General features: G+C 40.9%; 19 protein-coding genes. 9 read left to right on the top strand and 10 right to left on the bottom strand.

Going from position 1 to position 20,622, the window contains the following annotated elements; genetic code table 11:
* Positions 1 to 167 precede the first annotated feature (167 nt).
* From GUY17_RS12120 to GUY17_RS12135, 4 genes are read left to right on the top strand one after another with little or no spacing between them, the layout of a single operon-like run.
* Entirely contained in the window at positions 168 to 905 is a 738-nt protein-coding gene (locus tag GUY17_RS12120) for a DUF1538 domain-containing protein (protein ID WP_101086945.1), read from the top strand.
* Positions 906 to 929: 24 nt separating this feature from the next.
* Complete coding sequence (locus tag GUY17_RS12125) at positions 930 to 1,703, top strand: DUF1538 domain-containing protein (RefSeq protein ID WP_101086944.1); 774 nt, start codon at positions 930 to 932, stop codon at positions 1,701 to 1,703.
* A 3-nt stretch (positions 1,704 to 1,706) separates the two neighbouring features.
* Positions 1,707 to 2,057 carry a P-II family nitrogen regulator gene (locus GUY17_RS12130; protein WP_011637728.1) on the top strand — a complete coding sequence of 117 codons (351 nt, stop codon included), beginning with the start codon at positions 1,707 to 1,709 and terminating at the stop codon, positions 2,055 to 2,057.
* Complete coding sequence (locus GUY17_RS12135; RefSeq protein WP_101086943.1) at positions 2,054 to 2,455, top strand: CBS domain-containing protein; 402 nt, start codon at positions 2,054 to 2,056, stop codon at positions 2,453 to 2,455. Before GUY17_RS12130 ends, GUY17_RS12135 begins: the two co-directional genes overlap by 4 nt.
* Before the next feature lie 76 nt (positions 2,456 to 2,531).
* On the opposite strand, the gene GUY17_RS12140 is transcribed toward GUY17_RS12135, so the two are convergent.
* Positions 2,532 to 4,253: a diguanylate cyclase gene (locus GUY17_RS12140; RefSeq protein ID WP_162023301.1), complete on the bottom strand. Its 1,722-nt coding sequence runs from the start codon at positions 4,251 to 4,253 to the stop codon at positions 2,532 to 2,534.
* A 166-nt stretch (positions 4,254 to 4,419) separates the two neighbouring features.
* Positions 4,420 to 5,289 carry a LysR family transcriptional regulator gene (locus GUY17_RS12145; protein WP_162023302.1) on the bottom strand — a complete coding sequence of 290 codons (870 nt, stop codon included), beginning with the start codon at positions 5,287 to 5,289 and terminating at the stop codon, positions 4,420 to 4,422.
* Between the two features lie 129 nt (positions 5,290 to 5,418).
* Between GUY17_RS12145 and GUY17_RS12150 the strand changes: the two genes are divergently transcribed.
* Both GUY17_RS12150 and GUY17_RS12155 read left to right on the top strand, forming a co-directional pair.
* The gene (locus tag GUY17_RS12150; protein WP_242445139.1) at positions 5,419 to 5,733 is read left to right on the top strand and encodes a putative quinol monooxygenase; all 315 of its coding nucleotides are present in this window, start codon (positions 5,419 to 5,421) and stop codon (positions 5,731 to 5,733) included.
* A gap of 3 nt (positions 5,734 to 5,736) precedes the next feature.
* Entirely contained in the window at positions 5,737 to 6,759 is a 1,023-nt protein-coding gene (locus tag GUY17_RS12155) for a Gfo/Idh/MocA family protein (protein WP_217351052.1), read from the top strand.
* Here GUY17_RS12155 and GUY17_RS12160 read toward each other — a convergent pair.
* On the bottom strand, positions 6,721 to 7,125 hold the full coding sequence (locus tag GUY17_RS12160; protein ID WP_162023303.1) for an NUDIX hydrolase: 405 nt from the start codon (positions 7,123 to 7,125) through the stop codon (positions 6,721 to 6,723). The genes GUY17_RS12155 and GUY17_RS12160 overlap by 39 nt on opposite strands.
* Positions 7,126 to 7,532: 407 nt before the next feature.
* Between GUY17_RS12160 and GUY17_RS12165 the strand changes: the two genes are divergently transcribed.
* A complete protein-coding gene (locus GUY17_RS12165; protein WP_302476609.1) occupies positions 7,533 to 7,970 on the top strand; it encodes a SirB2 family protein in 438 nt (145 codons plus the stop codon).
* Positions 7,971 to 8,658: 688 nt separating this feature from the next.
* Here GUY17_RS12165 and GUY17_RS12170 read toward each other — a convergent pair.
* The 6 genes from GUY17_RS12170 to ppsA form a co-directional block, all read right to left on the bottom strand.
* Positions 8,659 to 9,144 (bottom strand): VOC family protein, encoded by a 486-nt coding sequence (locus GUY17_RS12170; protein WP_101086938.1) that lies wholly within the window; start codon positions 9,142 to 9,144, stop codon positions 8,659 to 8,661.
* Between the two features lie 373 nt (positions 9,145 to 9,517).
* Positions 9,518 to 10,150: a 3'-5' exonuclease gene (locus GUY17_RS12175; RefSeq protein WP_254439817.1), complete on the bottom strand. Its 633-nt coding sequence runs from the start codon at positions 10,148 to 10,150 to the stop codon at positions 9,518 to 9,520.
* A gap of 149 nt (positions 10,151 to 10,299) precedes the next feature.
* Entirely contained in the window at positions 10,300 to 10,716 is a 417-nt protein-coding gene (locus tag GUY17_RS12180) for a MarR family winged helix-turn-helix transcriptional regulator (RefSeq protein ID WP_101086936.1), read from the bottom strand.
* A gap of 128 nt (positions 10,717 to 10,844) precedes the next feature.
* Positions 10,845 to 11,300: a DUF1285 domain-containing protein gene (locus GUY17_RS12185; protein ID WP_162023306.1), complete on the bottom strand. Its 456-nt coding sequence runs from the start codon at positions 11,298 to 11,300 to the stop codon at positions 10,845 to 10,847.
* 9 nt (positions 11,301 to 11,309) lie between these two features.
* On the bottom strand, positions 11,310 to 14,357 hold the full coding sequence (locus tag GUY17_RS12190; protein WP_162024355.1) for an FAD-binding and (Fe-S)-binding domain-containing protein: 3,048 nt from the start codon (positions 14,355 to 14,357) through the stop codon (positions 11,310 to 11,312).
* A gap of 130 nt (positions 14,358 to 14,487) precedes the next feature.
* Positions 14,488 to 16,857, bottom strand: coding sequence for a phosphoenolpyruvate synthase (gene ppsA, locus GUY17_RS12195; protein ID WP_101087220.1), 2,370 nt, complete (start codon positions 16,855 to 16,857; stop codon positions 14,488 to 14,490).
* A 126-nt stretch (positions 16,858 to 16,983) separates the two neighbouring features.
* Between ppsA and GUY17_RS12200 the strand changes: the two genes are divergently transcribed.
* Positions 16,984 to 17,796 carry a pyruvate, water dikinase regulatory protein gene (locus tag GUY17_RS12200; RefSeq protein ID WP_101086934.1) on the top strand — a complete coding sequence of 271 codons (813 nt, stop codon included), beginning with the start codon at positions 16,984 to 16,986 and terminating at the stop codon, positions 17,794 to 17,796.
* Between the two features lie 206 nt (positions 17,797 to 18,002).
* Entirely contained in the window at positions 18,003 to 19,067 is a 1,065-nt protein-coding gene (locus tag GUY17_RS12205; protein WP_101086933.1) for a 3-deoxy-7-phosphoheptulonate synthase, read from the top strand.
* A gap of 146 nt (positions 19,068 to 19,213) precedes the next feature.
* On the opposite strand, the gene GUY17_RS12210 is transcribed toward GUY17_RS12205, so the two are convergent.
* Positions 19,214 to 20,437, bottom strand: a complete 1,224-nt coding sequence (locus tag GUY17_RS12210) for an HD-GYP domain-containing protein (protein ID WP_162023307.1) — start codon at positions 20,435 to 20,437, stop codon at positions 19,214 to 19,216.
* Between the last annotated feature and the right edge of the window lie 185 nt (positions 20,438 to 20,622).

A 20,622-nucleotide genomic window follows, 5' to 3' on the forward strand; every position in this document is an offset into this window, starting at 1 on the left:
TGGTCGAGTAATATTTTAATAAACAGCCCTCCACTTTTACCCATTTTTATGACCTACGTCAACTTACTGCAAATAATTGTAAACAATATGTTGTGAAATATTGTTCCATAGGCACACTAATTTAGTTGCTGGCTATTTATGTCAGCGAAACCATTACAGGAGCTAAGATGTCAGCCATCATCAAATTGCTCCAAGCGATGTTAAGCAGCTTCAAAGACCTTATACCCATTATCTTAGTGGTCAGTTTTTTTGAAATATTTGTGCTTCATCAAGCGCCTGCACAACTTGGATCTATTCTTGTGGGTGTGGTGTTTATTGTATTGGGACTGACATTTTTTGTATTTGGTTTGGAAATGGGTTTATTTCCGATTGGCGAATCACTGGCTGAAGCATTAGCACGAAAAGGCAGTGTATTTTGGTTAGTTATTTTCTCATTCTCGTTAGGTTTTGGCACCACATTAGCGGAACCTGCTCTTACGGCTGTTGCAAACGAAGCAGCGCAGGTTGCCGCGAATGCTGGTGCGATAGAGTCAAACCAACAAGCCATGAGTTCCTATGCAATGGGCTTACGATTAACCGTCGCTATCTCGGTTGGTCTGGCCATTTTACTTGGGGTCATTCGTATTCTTAAGGGATGGCCAATCCATTACCTCATTATTGGCGGTTACGTGTTGGTGATGATCCTCACCAGCTTTGCACCAGCCAACATTATTGGTATCGCTTATGATTCTGGTGGCGTCACCACATCGACCATTACGGTGCCTTTAGTCACTGCACTAGGGGTTGGCCTGGCAAGCGTCATTAAAGGCCGTAATCCGATGGTAGATGGCTTTGGATTAATTGCTTTTGCAAGCCTTAGTCCAATGATTTTTGTATTGCTATACGGCATGGTGTTTTTGCAGTGATCACTATCGCCAATAAAATGAGGAGTGGTTTTGCTCAATGAACTGATTAGCACTTTATTACTGACTGCTCGTGATGTCATACCTATTGCGATAATTCTATTTGGCTTTCAGCTGGGCGTGCTTAAACGCCCAATAAACCAATGGCGTAAAGTATTGCTCGGATTTGTTTATGTCATTATTGGCCTCACCTTCTTTCTCGTGGGTTTACAATTGGCGCTATTCCCTATCGGTGAGAGCATGGCCAATCAATTGACCACCAGCGAGTTTTTACACCCTGATGGTGGCAATGAGCCGTATATTTGGCAAGACTACTTTTGGGTTTATGTGTTTGCCGCCGCAATCGGTTTTAGCACCACCATCGCAGAACCGTCATTAATTGCAGTGGCCATCAAAGCCAACCAAGTCTCTGGTGGCACCATTGGCATTCAAGGTCTGCGAATGTCAGTGGCATTTGGCGTGGCGATTGGGATTACGTTAGGCTGTTTTCGTATTGTGGTTGGTGATCCCATTCACTATTACATTATGGCCGGCTATGTTGTGGTGGTCATTCAAACCTTTTATGCCCCCAAAATGATTGTCCCTTTAGCTTATGACTCTGGTGGCGTAACCACCTCAACGGTAACGGTACCGTTAGTCGCGGCATTAGGACTTGGGCTTGCCACCAATGTTGAAGGCCGTAATCCATTAATTGATGGCTTTGGCTTGATTGCCTTTGCCAGTTTATTTCCGATGATCACTGTAATGGGTTACGCCCAAGCGGTTGACTATTTATCCAAACGAAAAGCCACTAAGGAGTAACCTATGCGCTTTAAATTAATTGTCGCCTTTGTCGACGATGACTGTACCGATAAGGTACTTGATGCAGCGCGTGTTGCAGGTGCAACGGGTGCCACGGTAATTAATCATGCTCGCGGTGAAGGCTTAGAAAAAAAGAAAACCTTTATGGGGCTTACCTTAGATGTTCAGCGTGATGTGATTTTATGGTTGGTAGAAGAACACATGAGCCGCAACATTCTCGAAACCATTTCAAATGTAGGTGAATTTGACACTAATTCAGGCAAAGGTATTGCGATACAAATTGATGTTGAGGATGCCGTTGGTGTGGCCCATCAGGTTCAAAAGTTGAGTAAAGACATTGAGGATCAAATATGAGTAGCACAACCCCTATACGTAACCGCGACGTCATGAATAACCAGTACGTCATGGTTGATGGTATGCACACAGTGGCCGAAGCGATCCAAGAAGCCATTAGCAATAACGTGAATATATTAGTGGTAAATAAACGCAATGAGCATGACGAATTCGGCATGGTACTCATGAGCGATATCGCCCGCAAAGTGTTAGCCAAAGACAAGTCACCAGAGCGTACCAACATTTACGAAATCATGATAAAGCCAGTGCTTTCATTGTCTGCTGATATGGACGTACGCTACACGGCTCGACTTTTTGAACGTTTTAATATCAATAAAGCGCCGGTGATTGAAGCGGGTGAGATTTTAGGTTTTGTCACTTATGACAATATTGTACTTAAGGGCATGATTAAAAAATAATATCAATATACTACAGCGGGGCATTTTAGCATGATGAAGCGGAACAGACTTCATGATCAGTGAGCCTAACCGCAACCTAACTGATTGGCTGACTTTGCCCTACAACTCGATCTATGCTTGTTAAATTTTCCGGTATTTCACAGACAATATTACGTCCACTATTTTTAGCTCTGTATAATGCTATATCGGCAATTTTGGTGAGGTCTTCTAATTTTGTCATTTGATTATTACACTCTGCAACACCAAAGCTTGCGGTTATTGATAACGAACATCCATCATGTAACACAACCATTTTTTCAATTTTTTTACGAATAAAATTAGCCAGTTGAATAGCCGCTAATTTGTCGGTATTAGGTAAAAAAATAATAAATTCTTCTCCACCCCAACGCGCTAACACGTCACTATTTCTAATATGTTGCTTTAGTGTATCGGCAATACTTTTAAGGGTGGCATCACCTACAGCATGACCATAATCATCGTTTATTGTTTTAAACCAATCGATATCTAACAGGATCATCGAAAATGTTTTTTGTTCTCTCATGCCAAGATCCCACAGAGGACTGGCATTGACAATAAAAGCACGACGATTATATAACCCGGTTAAATGATCTACTTGCGCGATGACTTCGGCTGTAATCCGCGCTTTATCAACTTGTTTTAAATTAAACGCTAACGCCAAGGCTAAAATAAACATTTCAATCAGCATGCCTACTTCAATACTGTGAAATAACATCGTGTTATACGGAATAGCACCCCAAGTTGTTGCGGCAGAAAGGGCTGCACCACCCGCACCTAAAAATACCGCAGGGATAAAAAATTTGACCATTGCATGGCCATTTCTTAAGGCTAAAAAACCTAAGCTAATAAAAATAACGACTAATAATGAAGTCAATGCCACACCAACATTAACGGCGAGTAATTGATCTGCGTATATAAACAGCGACACAACTAACAACACCAGACAGGCGTATATCGTTTTATTAAAACGATATACGTTAAGTAAATAGACTTTTAATTTAAGGAACTCAAAGCAAAACGCGATACCGAAAATGATGTAACAATATAAAAAAAGTATCATTGCCCAGCGCTGCACAAACAAATTTTCTGGCCAGATAACTTTAAAACCATGGCCCGTGTAAGCGATATTTAAACTTAAAAATGACAATAAATACAAAGAATAATATATATAGCTACTGTCTTTTAAGCTTACAGAAAGCACAATGTTATAAACGAATAAGATAAAAAAAGCGCCGTATAAAAAACCATAAAAATAATTCGTCACGTCTAAATTACTTTGAATGATTTCTTCGGTCGTTAAATACAGTGGGATCAACAAAGGGTCTTTTGACTCAAACCGCATTAACACCTGAGTTATACCGGGTTTAAATACATGCGGTTGAGCTACCATTCGAGTTTGATTTGTTCGCAGGCTAAAGGGGATGGCGTCACCCGTAAATGCTTTTTCTATTACCTGACTCTGTCGAATAAAATAGAAATCTGCATGATCTAACCAAGCAGAGTCGAGATAAAAAAACTTTTTTAGTGGTTTTTTTGTTGAATTATTAATCAACGCAGACACCCAAAGTACATCATGAGTAAAACCAAAACTGACTTTTCCGTCAATATTTGGAGCAAACTGTCCTTGCTGGTATTGGATAAACGCATTCTCAAACGAAACATCATCACTCGCAACCTGCAGAATACTGACGTGTTCGTTAATGAATAACTCTTCAACAACATCTGATAATTCAATAGGTTTACTTGTAACGTGAAAACTATAAAAGAATAAAAAGATCATTAAGAAGCGAATAGTAAATACTCAATCGAATTGTTTGATATTAGATTAGCCTCTGATGTACTTTTTGTCTAACAAACAGGCAACATCAAACATATTTTTGTTCGATCTTATAAACAATATTAATATGATTAATAATGCCATTAAAGGAGCCATTAGATACCAACCGTTAGGCTAATTGCTCCACAATAAAATCAATTAATGCTCTGGTTTTAAGCGGCAGGTTTTTGTCTTTATACAGTAAGTGAATTGGCATGGCTTCTGGCGGGATTAAACAATCAATATTCACCAGTAAGCCCGCAGCTATCGCCTCACTCACGACAATAGTCGGTTGTAAAATAACCCCTAAGCCATCAATGGCTGCCCGGGTGAGTACCACACCGCTGTTTGATAATAATCTGAAATGACGTTTACCAAAAATTTGTTGATGTGCAATAGACAATGACCCATTGGTAGAATAGCTGAAGCCCAGACACTGATGGTGGCGTAAATTGTCACGCGATTGTATTACTGGATGTTGTGCTAAGTACTGCGATGACGCACAAAATTGCATTTCATAATTCATAATATGGCGTCCAATTAACGCCGAATCATCCAACGCACCTATTCTCACCACTAAATCCACATTATTGTGAATAGGATCGATGAGATGATTATCAAGGCGTAATTCCACATCAATTTGAGGATATTGCAGTAAAAATTGATTCACTATCGGTGCTAACACGGTATTACCAAAGCTGACAGGCGCATTAATTCTAATACTACCTCGCGGCGTGCCTGTCATCGTCTGTAAGGTATTTTCAACTTCTGTAATAGACGCTAAAATCGTTTTACATTCTTGATAATACACTAACCCAGACTCAGTGAGTTCTTGCTGGCGGGTGGTACGGTTAATCAGCTTAATTCCAAGGTAGGCCTCTAACTGATTAATGTGTTTACTGACCATAGTCCGGCTGATATTAAATTTATGCGCAGCTGTGCCATAGTTGCCCTGCTCAGCCACATGACTAAACACCTGCATCGCGGTTAATTTATCCACTGAATATCCCTAATCCTGCATCAAACCAGTGTTAATTATAAACCTATGGTGTTTTCTGTAAACACCATCAAGCCATTTTGCCTTGCGCCGAACTGGTTTACGATGACCCATTATTATTAAGGGGTCGATATGGATAACAAACTGGATCAACAAGGCGTGTTCATCACCGCCGAAATTCACATTAAAGACCAAGTGCCATTAGCACAGGGAATCGCAGCTGTCCGTCAATTTTGTGTGGATATGAATAGCGAACCAGGCTGTTCGCTTGCAATGGCGCTGCAAAATAAAACCAACCCTAAACAGTTTGTTTTTTGGGAACGTTATGATGACCAAGCTGCGTTTGATGCCCACTTTGCAGCCGATCATACCCAAGCATTTATCAAATCGGCATTAACCGATCTACAGCAAGCGTTTGACTATCAACTATTAACCACTGAGGGATAATGAATGTCTGGATCAATTAAGTGGGCAATATTAGGCACCAGTTTTATCTCTGGTGTAATGGCCGATGCGATTAAAGCACAAGGTCAAAGTACAATTTATGGCGTTGCAGGACGCAACACCACAACATTGGCAGAGTTTGCGAATCAGTATCAAATTCCACATCAATTTACTGATTTTGATGCGTTAATCAACAACCCTGAAGTCGATGTTATATACATTGCCCTGCCAAATCACTTACATCATGAATACGTGGTAAAAGCGGCTAATGCTGGCAAAGCGATTTTATGTGAAAAATCACTGTCCGTAGATATGCCAAAAACCATCGAAAGTCTTGCGGCAGTAGATCAAAACAAGGTGTTTTTCCTTGAAGGCTTAATGTATCTAGCTCACCCATTTATGCAACAGCTAAGCAAAACGCTAGCAAGTGGTGTAATAGGTGAAGTTAAAAGTATCCGCGGCCAATATTGCGCTGCCATTAGCCAGTTTGTTAACCCTGCCAGCCTTGGGGCATTATTTAACCTAGGTTGTTACCCTGCATCATTAATGCAGCTAGTGATGCAGCAACAATTTGGCACCGAGCTGAGCCAGCAATACCACATAGAAGCGACCGGAAGACGTGGTCAAGACGGTAATATTTGCGAATCGACTGCCATCGTCAGTTACAGCAATGGCGTGCAATGTCATCTTCACACCGCTGAAGACTATGGTCTGCACGCAGGCTTTACTATCTTGGGCAGCTTAGGATGTATTGAGTTCACCTCAAACCCTTGGTTACCAGAATCTCAGGGTAATCATTTTACCGTTAGGTTATATGAACAAGATGTTGAAGTAGTAGACGTTGAAGCCAAAGGCAATGGTTTTTACTATCAAGTTGAAGCTGTGCTTAACGCATTAGACACTAAGCAATACACAGTACCAAGACCTTTGGTACAACTCAGTGACTCTGTGGATGTCATGCAAATGCTAACCACATGGCATCAAGCCGCGTTAGAAAGCTGCGCTGCGAACAACACCACTGAACGATAAACACTCGTTCACCCGCTGTTGCTGAATCGTCGATAATTCAGCAACAGCAACGTAAGCATATTCGCTGTGTTCATCACTAAGCTGTATTTGCACGCCTTGCGGTAACTGACAGCGAAAGATAAACGCTTGCGACTGATATGCACTGTGAAAATACACTCCAGACAGATATTGCACATCAACCTCACAACCCAACTCCTCTAAACATTCTCGCTGTAATGCCTGATGAATCGTTTCATTAGGGTCAAGTCCACCACCCGGCAAGCCCCAATGTTTGTCAGCATAATTGGCTTTTAACAACAGCACTTGCCCATCGTCATTGGTGATAACAGCGTGGGAACTGAGTCTAAATAAATCATTAAATGCCATGATGATTTTCCATTTTAAATTAGTTGTGATTGCGATGATGATTACTACACTCAAACAATCGCATTAGACTTTTATCTATCGTTCAGAATACGACATCAAATCAACTCTACTCAATAAGTAATTGAGAACATAGTAATATAGATAAAAACAACTAACATTTATGAAAGAATTTCTTTTCTAAACATACACATATTCGATACTCATGGTATGTTGATTAGGACAAGTCAACCTGATTAATCTTAAGTTCAGCATTTTGCGTAATCATATGGCATTAATTTTAATTAAAAAGGTAAAGATGCTTAAAAAGTAGCTACCTTACTAACGCTTGTTTGTTACAAGGTTTGCTTTAAATTAGAGACGGTATAAGTCTTAAATGAAAATTACTTTTAGGAAACAACAATATGTACATGATAGTTAAGCACACCCATCTAACAATAATTGCGATTACGTTTATATTTTTTATGATTAACTTTGTGTTAACGATGAAAGGGTCTGACAAGGTCAATCATAAATTACTAAAAATCGGGCCGCATGTTTTATATACTCTCTTTATCTGCACCTTTATTTATCTGGTTGTAACAAATCCACTTAACCTGTACCCCTTTGTGAATGGTTGGGCTTCATCTAAATTAGGTGGTTTCGTACTGTATGTGCTCTCTATTACTTTTGCACTTAAGTGGGCCAAGTCAACACCGTGGCGTATTGTCGGCTTACTGAGCACAATATTTTGGTTAGCAATGACTGCACGACTTGGTTTTGCCGACCATCTTAAATCAAAAGGAATTGAAGAAGGTGCTAATATTTTTTATGACTTAGGCCAGTCTATGCTAACTGCTATTTGCTAAGCTGTTTTATTAAAGTGGTTAATTAATTTTAGCCACTATTAATAAGACAAATGCTTATGCGCTCGGTGTTTATTCATTAGGCCGATTTAAGATGTTTATAATAATTAGTCACTTGTTTTAGGCATGAGTGTGTCACGTCTACGCAAGTATTTAGGACAACTGTGGGCTTCCTCTTGGTCTGGTGTGGGTGAAGCGCCACGGCGATAGTGATAGCAGGCCATAGTCCAAACACGTTTAGGAACATAAATGTGTCAGCCATCAAACTCAGAATTGCACATAAACGAGTTAGTTTGCTTGACTTAGAAATGGACAAATTCAACTGTGAATTTGAGGACGTTGAAGACTCTTTACAATAGAATGCATGAGCCGGACTGGCCTTTCTCGCACATCTGACCTATATGGATATTGGAAATGTCGTTATGATATCGGGAACATCATTGACCCTGTGCTTCAAGGCATCCTGCGTATCAGAGTCAGGCTAGCTTTCGTTGGCCATGTTAGTTTTCGGTTTATATGCGATGAGAAGCTAAGCATTACCTTAATTAAGCTTTACCACTTGCTTGATGGGTTAATGTGAACGGAGTTTCTAATCCTGAAATACTCCAATGTAGCCTAGAAAATTTACCGCCAGACATAAAAAAGCTACCTTTTGGTAACTTTTTCATGTTGCGCAGAGAAGCTTAAAAAATTACTCGTAATCAGTAGAATAAGTTTCTTCATAGGTGTGCGAGTAAAGTTCAAACAAGTTACCAAACGGATCTTCTAAGTACACCATTTGGGTTAGATTGTTGTCGTCTTCTGGGTGGTAGCGCATGATATCCATACGAGCTTTACCGCCATATTGCACAGTACGTGCAATTGCTCCCTCAAAATCATCTGTTTGCAAACAAAAGTGGAAGATACCAAGACGGGTGAAATCAACTTCATGACGTTCTTGACGATCTTTCATTTCAAACATCTCAACACCAATACCGTCAGTCGTGACTAAATGTGCAATGTTAAAGCCTTTGAAGCCTTCACCAAATACTGCCACACACATTCTGCCAATAGCCGTTTCACGTTCTTCTTGAACCTTAGTGTTACCCATTACCACTCTTAGACCCAGCGCTTTAGTATAAAACTCAACCGCTTTATCCATGTCGCCAACCATCAAACCTACGTGATTCATTTTCATAACTTACCCCTAAAAACTATTGATTGATTCGTCATTTGTTTCGATGGAGTAATCTTACAGTGAACTAATAATAAATAAAAATTATCAAATATTATCAAATTAATAACTTAAATTTATGACAATTGATTGGTCAAAAAAGTTAGTTTTATCAAGTAATGGCTTAGCCAGAGTTAATATGACAGATTCAGCACAGCAAAGAAGCTTGAAAGCAATCAAGTAGAAATCAAATAGCAGGTTTTATAAATGAGTAGGTAAGCGCAGAGCCAAAGCGGACAGTTTATAAGCACCTAACTCATCGCGATCAGCTATATTCACTTGGCCAGGTCAGTATATTGTCTATTGATTGGTGAGAGACTCACATGCTTTAGGGAGATTAATGGCTCTGTCTTTCTATTTCTAGTTCTATTTCTAGTTCTATTAATAGTGCGGTATGTGCATCATTTGCTGCGTATTTTTTTTGATGATCGTGTAGAGGAAATATTGACCAATTTGATTGTTGTGCGCTCTTTGAGAGCCGTTGATTAAAAAATATCGCAACCGCAACTCTAGCGCCAACGCGTTGTTTAATTTGCGTAAAACGCATCACTTTTGAAGATAGTTCTTCTGTATTGACTAATTTAATTCCAAATTTTCTAAAAAGAATTTTTTTATCTTCTTTCAACCCAAAACCTACCTTCCTAATTGTTGGGTCAGATAATATTTCTGCGATTGCAGTAAAGTTTTCATAAAATTTAGTAGGAAATAAGAATACTTTAGATTTTGTGGCTAGCTGAATTAGATGAGGTCCATCACTGACCTCACCTTTTATAAAACAAGGTTTACTCTCTGTGTCAAACCCTAAACAAGAGTGTGTTCTTAACTCCGCTATTGCACTTATCGAGTCTGCTTTGTTTGTGACAACGATTATATTATCTAGACTAATACCATTATAAATGGGTAAATCACGAATTTGTTCCTTTGTTGGCCTTTCCATTGGATCCTTATTTTCCAGAGAGTCAGTATTCATTGTGCTATTTACAAGGCATAAATCGCTTCTTGGATTTGCCCGATGCCACATCCAAATTATTAGGTAACGGTTTACTTAACCTGCTTACTTTACACGACAAATTGCATGATCTTAGGCCATAAAGAGCGCTAGTCACCGTTAAAAAATTATTAACTAAACTGATTCACTTTATTCAACAGCCGCATAAACTCATCTTGCTCGTCATCAGCTAATGCCGCTAAAAAACGTTGATTGACCCACTCAGCTTCATGAATTAAATCTTGTTGAAGCGCTTTACCGTTGTCGGTTAAAAATATTTGGAATGCGCGGCGGTTATCCGCTTCTTGATGACGGGTGATAAATCCCTGGACTTGCAGATGGTCCAGCAGACGAGTCATGGTGTAATTAGCCACATCACAACGTTTAGATAACTCAGTTTGGCTTAAACCTTCTTCTTGCCATAAGGTAAATAATACCGGCCAAAGTTTACTGTCTAAGTCGTAGCGCTTTAAGCGCGTATCAATTTCTTGCTGCAAGGCAATATTAAGATGAGAAATCAGGTAACTTAAACTTTCAAAGCGTTTCAAATGATACCTCCTACATCGTCAGTGAGATAAATTGACTGTGTTAAGACAAATACTAATGCCTACACTGCAGTTCAACCACACTTGAACAGATTTTAGATTACCATCTCTATACGTTAAGAAAAGCTCTTTTAGTCAAAAGATAAGTATTCATTGATATAACGATAATAACAGGCTCGGTTTAATTGCCCCACCAAGCCTCTGATTAATGGCGCGTATATGCCATCATCTGTGACGATAATATCTGCGATATTAATAGCTGAGAGCTGCGTACCTATGCTGCTGGTAAATATCAATTGACTATCATTTACCTGAACTTCCGTTGATGCAGCTTGATGGTAGTCCACCAGCAGGAATGGATAGGCTTCAACGGTGACTTTGACTTTTTCGACCGGGGTGATTAATAAATACTCATTGTCGATACAGTGCAAAATACTACTGAACAAAGCCGCAAACTTTGCAGGCAACGGACTATTGAGGTAAAGCCAATCGCCATTAGCTTGAATATGAAACAGCGCTTCATCACTGCAAAGTGCCACACCTTGAGGGTGAGTATACGAACCTAATGCTGCTGTTTCATCTGTCATTATGCTTACCTATCCGAGTAATTTAAGTAGCGCTTCTATAGGGTGTTGCGGTTTAAAACCAGCAAAGCGTTTAACTTGGCTACGACATGAATAACCAGATACTAATACTTGGCTATGCTCAGCAATTTTCTCAATGCTTGGTTGCCAAGACATTTCAAATAACTGCTCTGAGCGTTCAAGGTTTTCCAGTTCATGGCCATAGGTGCCCGCCATACCACAACAACCTAAATTAACGCTGCTTAGTTTGGCACCAAAGTGGCTAAATATCGCTTTCCATTCATTAGCCGTATTAGGTTTGGCTGTCGATTCAGTACAATGACTAAACCAGGTGAATTGCGGTGCATCTGTTGCTAAAGCAGATGCTTCACTTCGGTTTACTACTACATCGGTTAACCACTCATTGGCCAATAGCACCTCAAATGGCCCACGACGCTGACCTAAGACCTCTTTGTATTCGTCGCGATAACATAACACTAATGCAGGATCTAACCCCACCATCGGCATGCCAAGGGCATGTACGCGGTTTAAGAAATCGGCACTGTTTTGCGCTGTTTTAGCAAATTTGTCTAAAAAGCCTTTAATATGAGTCGGTTTGCCATTGGGCTTGAATGGCAGTAATACGGGTTTAAAGCCTAACTTTTCGATTAATTGAATAAACCGATAAACCAAACCTGCATCGTAAAAACTGTTAAATGGATCTTGCACTACTAATACATGTTTACTGCGCTGCGCTTGCGGAATTGCGCACAAGGCTTCTAAATCGTAACCACGGCTAGCATGACCATCTAAACGCTGTTTTAGTGTCGGCACGGATAACTTAGGCGCATCGACATAACCAATGGCTTTTTTAATCACCCACTTGCTCAGCGGATTTTGCGAGGCCAAATTAGTCAATTTAGGCATCGCGGCCATCAGTGGTAAGGAATCTTCGATACCTGCAACTAAATAGTCTTTGGCTGGGCGTAAATAGCGTTTGTAATAAATATTAAAGAACTGGGCTCTAAACTTAGGCACATCGACTTTAACCGGGCACTGACCCGAACAGGCTTTACAGGCTAAACAGCCTTTAAGTGATTCCATGACTTCATGCGAATAATCATAGTCACGCTGGTTATTGAGGGTATTTTGAGTACGCTGCATCCACCCTAGTGGTTTAGATTTTGCTAACGCGTCAACATCAACACCTTCGGCTTCAAGTAAACGTAACCATTCGCGCATTAATCCAGCACGGCCTTTAGGTGATTGCACTCTATCGCCAGTCACTTTAAATGACGGACACATAGGTGAATAACTACTGTAATTAAAACATAAGCCATTACCGTTACAGTTCATCACATCTGGAAAAGCATCACGTACTTTAACGGGGATTTGTCTGTCGAAACTGCCGCGTTTTGCGCTGTCGACGTTAAACATTAATGGGCCAGATTTAGGAGGCGCCACTAATTTACCTGGATTAAGGCGATTATCAGGATCAAACAAGCCTTTGATTTGCTCAAGCACAGCATAAAGCTCATCACCAAATACCGCAGGGCCATATTCACCACGGACACCTTTACCGTGTTCGCCCCACATTAAACCGCCATACTTAAGCGTTAAGGCGGCAACTTGATCAGATATCACTTTCAGCAATTGCTCGTCGGCAACATCACACATATCTAATGCTGGTCGCACGTGCAGTACACCTGCATCCACATGACCAAACATACCGTATTGTAAATTATGGCTATCGAGCAGTGCACGAAACTCCATAATATAGTCGGCTAAGTTTTCAGGTGGTACGGCGGTATCTTCGGCAAACGCTAATGGTTTACGACTGCCTTTTGTTGCACCCAATAAGCCAACGGCCTTTTTGCGCATGGCATAGATACTGTCAATATCCGTTCTGTCGGTAATAACTTGAAAACCCACTAAACCAAATTGTTGTTGGCTGAGCTGCCCACTGAGCATCTCTTCTAGCAAAGCGACTTTCTGTTTCACATCGTCATCTTCGCCAGCAAACTCGACCATATTAAGCCCTTCAATGGTCTTATTAGGTACCGCTTTAATTTGCTCGGCAACTGAATGCCAAATAATGTCTTCGCGGGCAAGGTTTAGTACTTTTGAGTCAACCGTTTCGACTACCGTTGCTTTAGCTTGTACCAATGATGGGGCATGACGCAGCGCAGATTCAAATGAATCATATTTGATGTTGACCATCATGCGGGTTTTCGGCAATGGGGTCAGGTTTAGCTTGGTTTCAGTGATCACCGCAAGCGTACCTTCTGAGCCCGTTAAAATACGCGATAAATCAAACTGGCTTAAATCATCGTTCCACACATGCTTTAAATCATAACCAGTTAAAAATCGGTTCAATTTAGGGAAACGTTCAATAATGGTGTCACGTTTTTGTAAGCATAAAGCTGCTACTTGACTAGCAATGGCATTGCCAAGTTGATTAGCAGCAAAAGGGTGTTGATCAACTTTGTCATGATCTATCGGCGTAGTAGTGAGTACACTGCCATCAATGAGAACACTGGTCAGTCCTAACACATGATCCGATGTTTTACCGTAAACCAGTGACCCCGCACCAGAGGCATCGGTGTTAACCATGCCGCCAACTGTCGCGCGGTTTGACGTAGATAAATCTGGACTAAAAAAGAAGCCGTGCGGGCGCAAAGCATCATTTAACGCATCTTTAACCACACCGGCTTGTACCCTAGCCCAACCTTCCTCGGCATTAATTTCTAGCACTTGGTTTAAGTGGCGTGACACATCTAAAATTAATCCGTGGGTAAGCGATTGGCCATTTGTCCCCGTTCCGCCGCCACGCGCACTAAAGGTCACTTGTTTATATTGTGGTTGTGCCGCTAACGATAATACCAGCTCGACATCTTGTTGATGTAGAGGATATATCACCGCTTGGGGCAAAAATTGATACACCGAATTATCGGTTGCCTGAATAAGCCGCGCACTGTAACGCTTGTCTATTTCACCTTCAAACTCGCTTTGTTCAAGCGCGTCAAGATACTCAAGATAGATAGGTTCTAATGTTTGTTTATGTGATAGCAAAGGTAACATAGAGGACTTATTATTTATTGGCATATTGTAACCATTATAAACAAAAAAAAGCCGCTAAAAAGCGGCTTTTATTACAACTTGATAAAAATACAGGTTGGAGAATAAATAAACCTGTAATTTTTACTCTTATTTAGCCATGTGCTTCGGCTAAATATAACCAAGTGTCAATGACCGTATCAGGATTAAGTGATACAGAATCAATACCTTGTTCAACTAACCATGCAGCAAAGTCGGAATGATCTGATGGGCCTTGGCCACAAATTCCCACATAAGCACCTTTTGCTTTAGCCGCTTTAATGGCCATTGAAAGCAATGCTTTTACTGCATCATTACGCTCGTCAAACAAGTGACTGATGATTCCTGAGTCACGATCAAGCCCTAATGTTAACTGAGTTAAGTCATTTGAGCCGATAGAGAAACCATCAAAATGCTCAAGGAACTGGTCAGCTAGCAAGGCATTTGAAGGTAGTTCACACATCATGATAACGCGTAAGCCATCTTTACCGCGCTCTAAGCCTTGCTCTTTCAGTAACTCAATGACTTGAGATGCTTCATTGACGGTACGAACAAATGGAATCATCACTTCAACGTTGGTTAAGCCCATTTGGTTACGAACACGTTTAATCGCTTCACATTCAAGCGCGAAACAATCGCGGAATGATTCAGAAATATAACGGCTAGCACCACGGAAGCCCAACATTGGGTTTTCTTCATCTGGCTCGTAACGGTCACCACCCACTAAGTTTGCGTACTCGTTCGACTTAAAGTCAGACATACGTACGATAACTTTCTTCGGATAGAAAGCCGATGCAATAGTGGCAATACCTTCAACTAAACGCGCAACATAAAACTCAACAGGCGAGTCATAACCCGCGATCATTTCGTTGATTTCATTTTGCAGTTCAGCAGTCTGACCGTTGAAATCTAGCAAAGCTTTAGGGTGAATACCAATCATGCGGTTAATGATGAACTCTAAACGCGCTAAACCGACACCTTCGTTAGGCAAACGTGCAAAATCAAATGCGCGATCTGGGTTACCCACGTTCATCATAATTTTCATTGGCAAAGGAGGTAATGTATCAACACGGTTAGTGATGATTTCAAAATCTTGCTTACCTGAATAAATTAAACCGGTATCGCCTTCTGCACAAGATACTGTGACGATGTCGCCCGTTTTGATACGGTCGGTAACATCACCACAACCTACTACAGCGGGTACACCTAATTCACGTGCAATAATTGCAGCATGGCAAGTACGACCACCACGGTTGGTCACAATCGCACTAGCACGTTTCATGATAGGTTCCCAATCTGGGTCTGTCATGTCGGTCACTAACACGTCACCGGGTTCAATTTGGTCCATTTGATCAATCGAGGTTAATACCTTCGCGATACCGGTACCAATTTTATGACCAATTGCACGACCTTCACAGATCACGTCACCCTTCGTTTTTAAGTGATAACGTTCAATTAACTGGACATCTTCACGACTACGAACCGTTTCTGGACGAGCTTGAACAATATACAACTTACCGTCGTTACCGTCTTTTGCCCATTCAATGTCCATCGCACGGCCATAATGCTTTTCAATAACCATTGCTTGCTTAGCAAGCTCCATGACTTCGTCATCGTTAATAGAGAAAATACGACGCTGTTCAGCAGAAACATCTTCAATTTTAACTTGCTTGCCATGGCCAGCATCATCAGAGTAAACCATCTGAATCAACTTACTGCCGATATTTCGGCGCACAACAGCTTTATGCCCTTGCGCTAAAATCGGTTTGTGCACATAGAATTCGTCTGGGTTAACTGCGCCTTGTACAACCATTTCACCTAAACCAAAAGATGAAGTGATAAAGACAACGTCATTGTTTCCTGACTCAGTGTCCATGGTAAACATCACACCAGAAGCTGCTTTGTCTGAACGTACCATACGTTGTACGCCAGCAGATAAAGCCACACCTTGATGTTCGTAACCTTGATGAACACGATAAGAAATTGCACGGTCGTTAAAGAGTGAGGCATAAACATGCTTAATTGCTAGCATGACCGCATCAAAACCTTTAACGTTTAGGAATGTTTCTTGTTGGCCTGCAAAAGAGGCATCTGGCATGTCTTCAGCGGTAGCTGATGAACGCACTGCAAATGACGCTTCTTGAGTTTCGCTTGACAACTGCTCGTAAGCTTCACGAATAGCGTCTTCTAATGCCGGCTGGAATGGGGTTTCAATAACCCACTGTCTGATCTGCGCACCTACTTTTGCCAGTTTATTGACATCATCAACATCCAATGTCGCCAGAATGTCAAAAATCTTCTGGTTAACTCCACTTTGTTCAAGGAACTCATTGAACGCATGCGAGGTCGTTGCAAAACCGCCAGGAACTTGAACCCCTGCATTAGCCAGATTGCTGATCATCTCTCCAAGGGATGCATTTTTACCGCCAACCTTGTTTACATCGCCCATGCCTAATTCTTGATACCAGAGTACGTATTGCTGCACAGTTTTATCTCCGCAAGTTTTTATTTCAGTGGCCACTTCACACGAGGGCAAGAGCATCTTACACTCCCATACAACAAGCGTAAATCTATAATTTTATTTGTAATTTTATTACTACAAGAGGTCAGAATGACACCAAAAGTATTCTATATTTCAGATGGGACCGCGATCACAGCAGAGGTTTTTGGACATGCCGTACTTTCGCAATTTCCTATAGAATTTGAAGCACTTACGATTCCATTCGTTGAAACAATTCAGCGAGCTCAAAAAGTTAAGCAACAAATAAATGATTGTTTTATTACAACAGGCGAAAGGCCGCTTGTGTTCCACTCAATCATTAATCCTGAGATCCGCAATGTGATTTTTTCGAGTGAATGTGTCGATTATGACTTTTTGAACACCTTTGTTGCGCCACTAGAACAACACTTAGGGGTACAAGCTAAGCCTTTATTACACCGAACTCATGGTAAAAGTAACCATGGTTATGAAACACGTATCGATGCGATTAACTACACCATGGAGAATGATGACGGCCAAACCATGAAACACATGGATAAAGCTGACATTATTTTATTAGGCGTGTCTCGTTGCGGTAAAACGCCATCAAGCTTATATCTGTCAATGCAGTTTGGTATAAAGGCTGCAAACTACCCGTTTACTGAAGATGACATGGATAACCTCAAGTTACCTGAAGCATTGAAACGCAACAAATCAAAGCTCTTTGGCTTAACCATCGATCCTCATCGTTTGCATGAGATACGTCAAAGCCGCATGGAAAATAGCCGCTACTCTTCATTAAGACAATGTCGACTTGAAGTGAAAGAAGTCGAAATGCTGTATAAAAAAGAACGTATTCCCTTTGTAAATACCACCAACCATTCGGTTGAAGAAATTGCCACCAAAATTCTTGATATCACCGGTTTAGAACGTCATATGTTCTAATTTATAAACAATCATTTTTTGCATGAAATAGAATGAAAAACCACCAAAAGACGAACTTAACCCAGGTTGATTCGTCTTTGCCTTTTACGGCAATCTGTTTTTTAACCGTTAGAATCCGAGGCTAAGCCTCGCATCTTGAACTTCTTTGGGTATATAATCCCGTTCAATATGATGCAGATGCATCTCACGATTTCTCGGTAATATGCATGACAATTAAAACAGATGAACTCAGAACAACCTTATTAAGCAAAGTTATTTCTCCTGCTCAGTTGGCTTCAGAATATCCATTAACGCAAAATGCTGCAGACTACTTGGTTGCGCAACGTCGTGAAGTAGAAGCAATTATTGCCGGAGAAGATCAGCGCTTACTGGTCATCATTGGCCCTTGCTCAATCCATGACACTAAAGCAGCACTCGAATATGCAGAGCGTTTGTCGGCCTTACATCACGAACTAAAAGATGACTTGTGCATTTTAATGCGGGTGTACTTTGAAAAACCTCGTACCATTGTTGGTTGGAAAGGCTTAATTTCAGATCCAGATTTGGACGGCAGCTTTAGCCCGAATAAAGGCTTGCGTATGGCACGTCAGTTATTACAACAAATCACTGAACTCAAGTTACCTATCGCCACTGAGTTTTTAGACATGGTGAACGGCCAGTACATCGCAGACCTTATTACCTGGGGTGCTATTGGTGCACGTACTACTGAAAGCCAAATTCACCGCGAAATGGCTTCTGCATTGTCTTGCCCTGTTGGCTTTAAAAATGGTACTGACGGTAACATCAATATCGCTGTTGATGCAGTACGTGCCGCACAGGCGCCGCATATTTTTTACTCTCCAGATAAAGACGGCGCTATGGCGGTTTACCGTACCCACGGCAACCCATTTGGACATATTATTTTGCGTGGTGGTAAAACCCCAAATTATTCAGCTGAAGATATTGAAGTTGCACGCGCACAGCTTGAACAAGTGGGCGTAACTCAACGTATGGTGGTTGATTTTAGCCATGGTAACAGTGAGAAACAGCATAAAAATCAGTTAAATGTTGCCGATAGCATTATGGCGCAGCTGCGCAGTGGTAGTACCGCAATTGCTGGTATTATGGCAGAAAGCTTTATGATTGAAGGCAACCAGAAAGTGGTTAAAGACGAACCATTAGTGTATGGCCAAAGTATTACCGATGCGTGTTTGCATTGGGCTGATTCTGAAAAACTTTTACGTGATTTAGCTCAAGCTTCGAAAGAACGCAAAGCCTTACTAGCACAGTAATCGCCCTACTACCGGTTAATGGGCTAGCACACCAAAGCTAACTCAATCCTGTTTATATATCGGCTGATATCGACACTGTATAATATTGTTTAACAATGCCAGTCCCCAGGACTGGCATTGTTGTTTATACATCTCTATCAATAACGTTAATCCTCTTCGAGTAAAGATGCTTTTGACAACACAGAAAATTGTTCACTAATGACCATAAAGCTATCGACCAATTTAGGGTCAAAGTGTTTGCCTTTTCCTTCAAGAATCAACGCCATCGCTTCTTCATGACTAAAAGGCCTTTTGTAACATCGTGGTGAGGTTAATGCATCGTACACATCGACTAAGGCTACAATTCTGGCTGACAACGGGATAGATTCGCCTGCTAACCCATTAGGATAACCACTGCCATCCCACTTTTCATGGTGAGCGCCGGCAATGTCACGTCCCATTCGTATAAATGTGCACTGAGGGGCATACGCTAATAAACTGTTAAGCACTTTTTCTCCAATCACTGGATGAGCCTTAATCTGCTCAAATTCTTCTACCGATAAGCGCCCTGGTTTTAACAAAATATGATCGGCGATACCCACTTTGCCAATATCATGCAAAATGGCTGAGAGGCTAATTTCTTGAATAAAAGCGTCAGTTAACTCTTCTGGAACATGTTCATCGGTTAATCTTTGTTTTGCCAGCATATTGGCATACTGCTGCATTCTAATCAGATGCGCACCGGTTTCATTATCACGATACTCTGCCAATTTAGCTAAGCCCATAACCGTTGCCGTACGAGAGGCTAAAGTGGACTCTAATGAGTGAGTTAACTTACCCAATAAATAAGAGGTCGACTGAGTCACTATTGCATTAGTGACGAGAAAGTTAATCACCACTACGTACCAAATTAAGGTTGAAAACCCGTTTATATCAGGCCATACAACAAGCTCATAATGATAAGCGATACCGATTAATAATAACGATATACCATTAGCCACCAGGGCCCATACCGCCATTTTTTCGCCAAGAAGAATACTGCTCAAAGGAGGGAAAACGAATAACCAGAAAAAACCTGCCCCAGAAGGGCCAATAGCGAGTAAAAACCCGATGCCGATACCAAATGCAAGATAACACCCTATGGTAAATTTTTGTGTATCGCTAATTCGTGGATAAAACAAAATGAATAATAATACCCCGTAAGCCACAGTATCAAATAGTGCCATGCCCCAAAGGTTTTGAACAATACACAGATATACGCTGGTGATGTAAATCGGGATACATAACAAAGCCAACACACTAAACAGTCGCGTGAAAATGATCCGACGCCATATTGGTAAACCATCATCAAAACCATGTTGAATAAGCGGTGCTGTTAACCGAGATGACATATTAATTCCTTTTAAAACGATGTAAATCTAACACCATTACATTCCATTAATCGCGCAAACAGACTTATTTAGATGACCGAGTCGTATAAATGTCAGATCGATTTAAATAACAATATGAGTCAGTAATACGCCAACCTAAGTATTGTTGCTAGACAAGCATTAAGCAAAACTAGGATTAAAATTAA

Origin of the sequence: Shewanella sp. Arc9-LZ (genome assembly GCF_010092445.1) — a bacterium.
GTDB lineage: Bacteria > Pseudomonadota > Gammaproteobacteria > Enterobacterales > Shewanellaceae > Shewanella.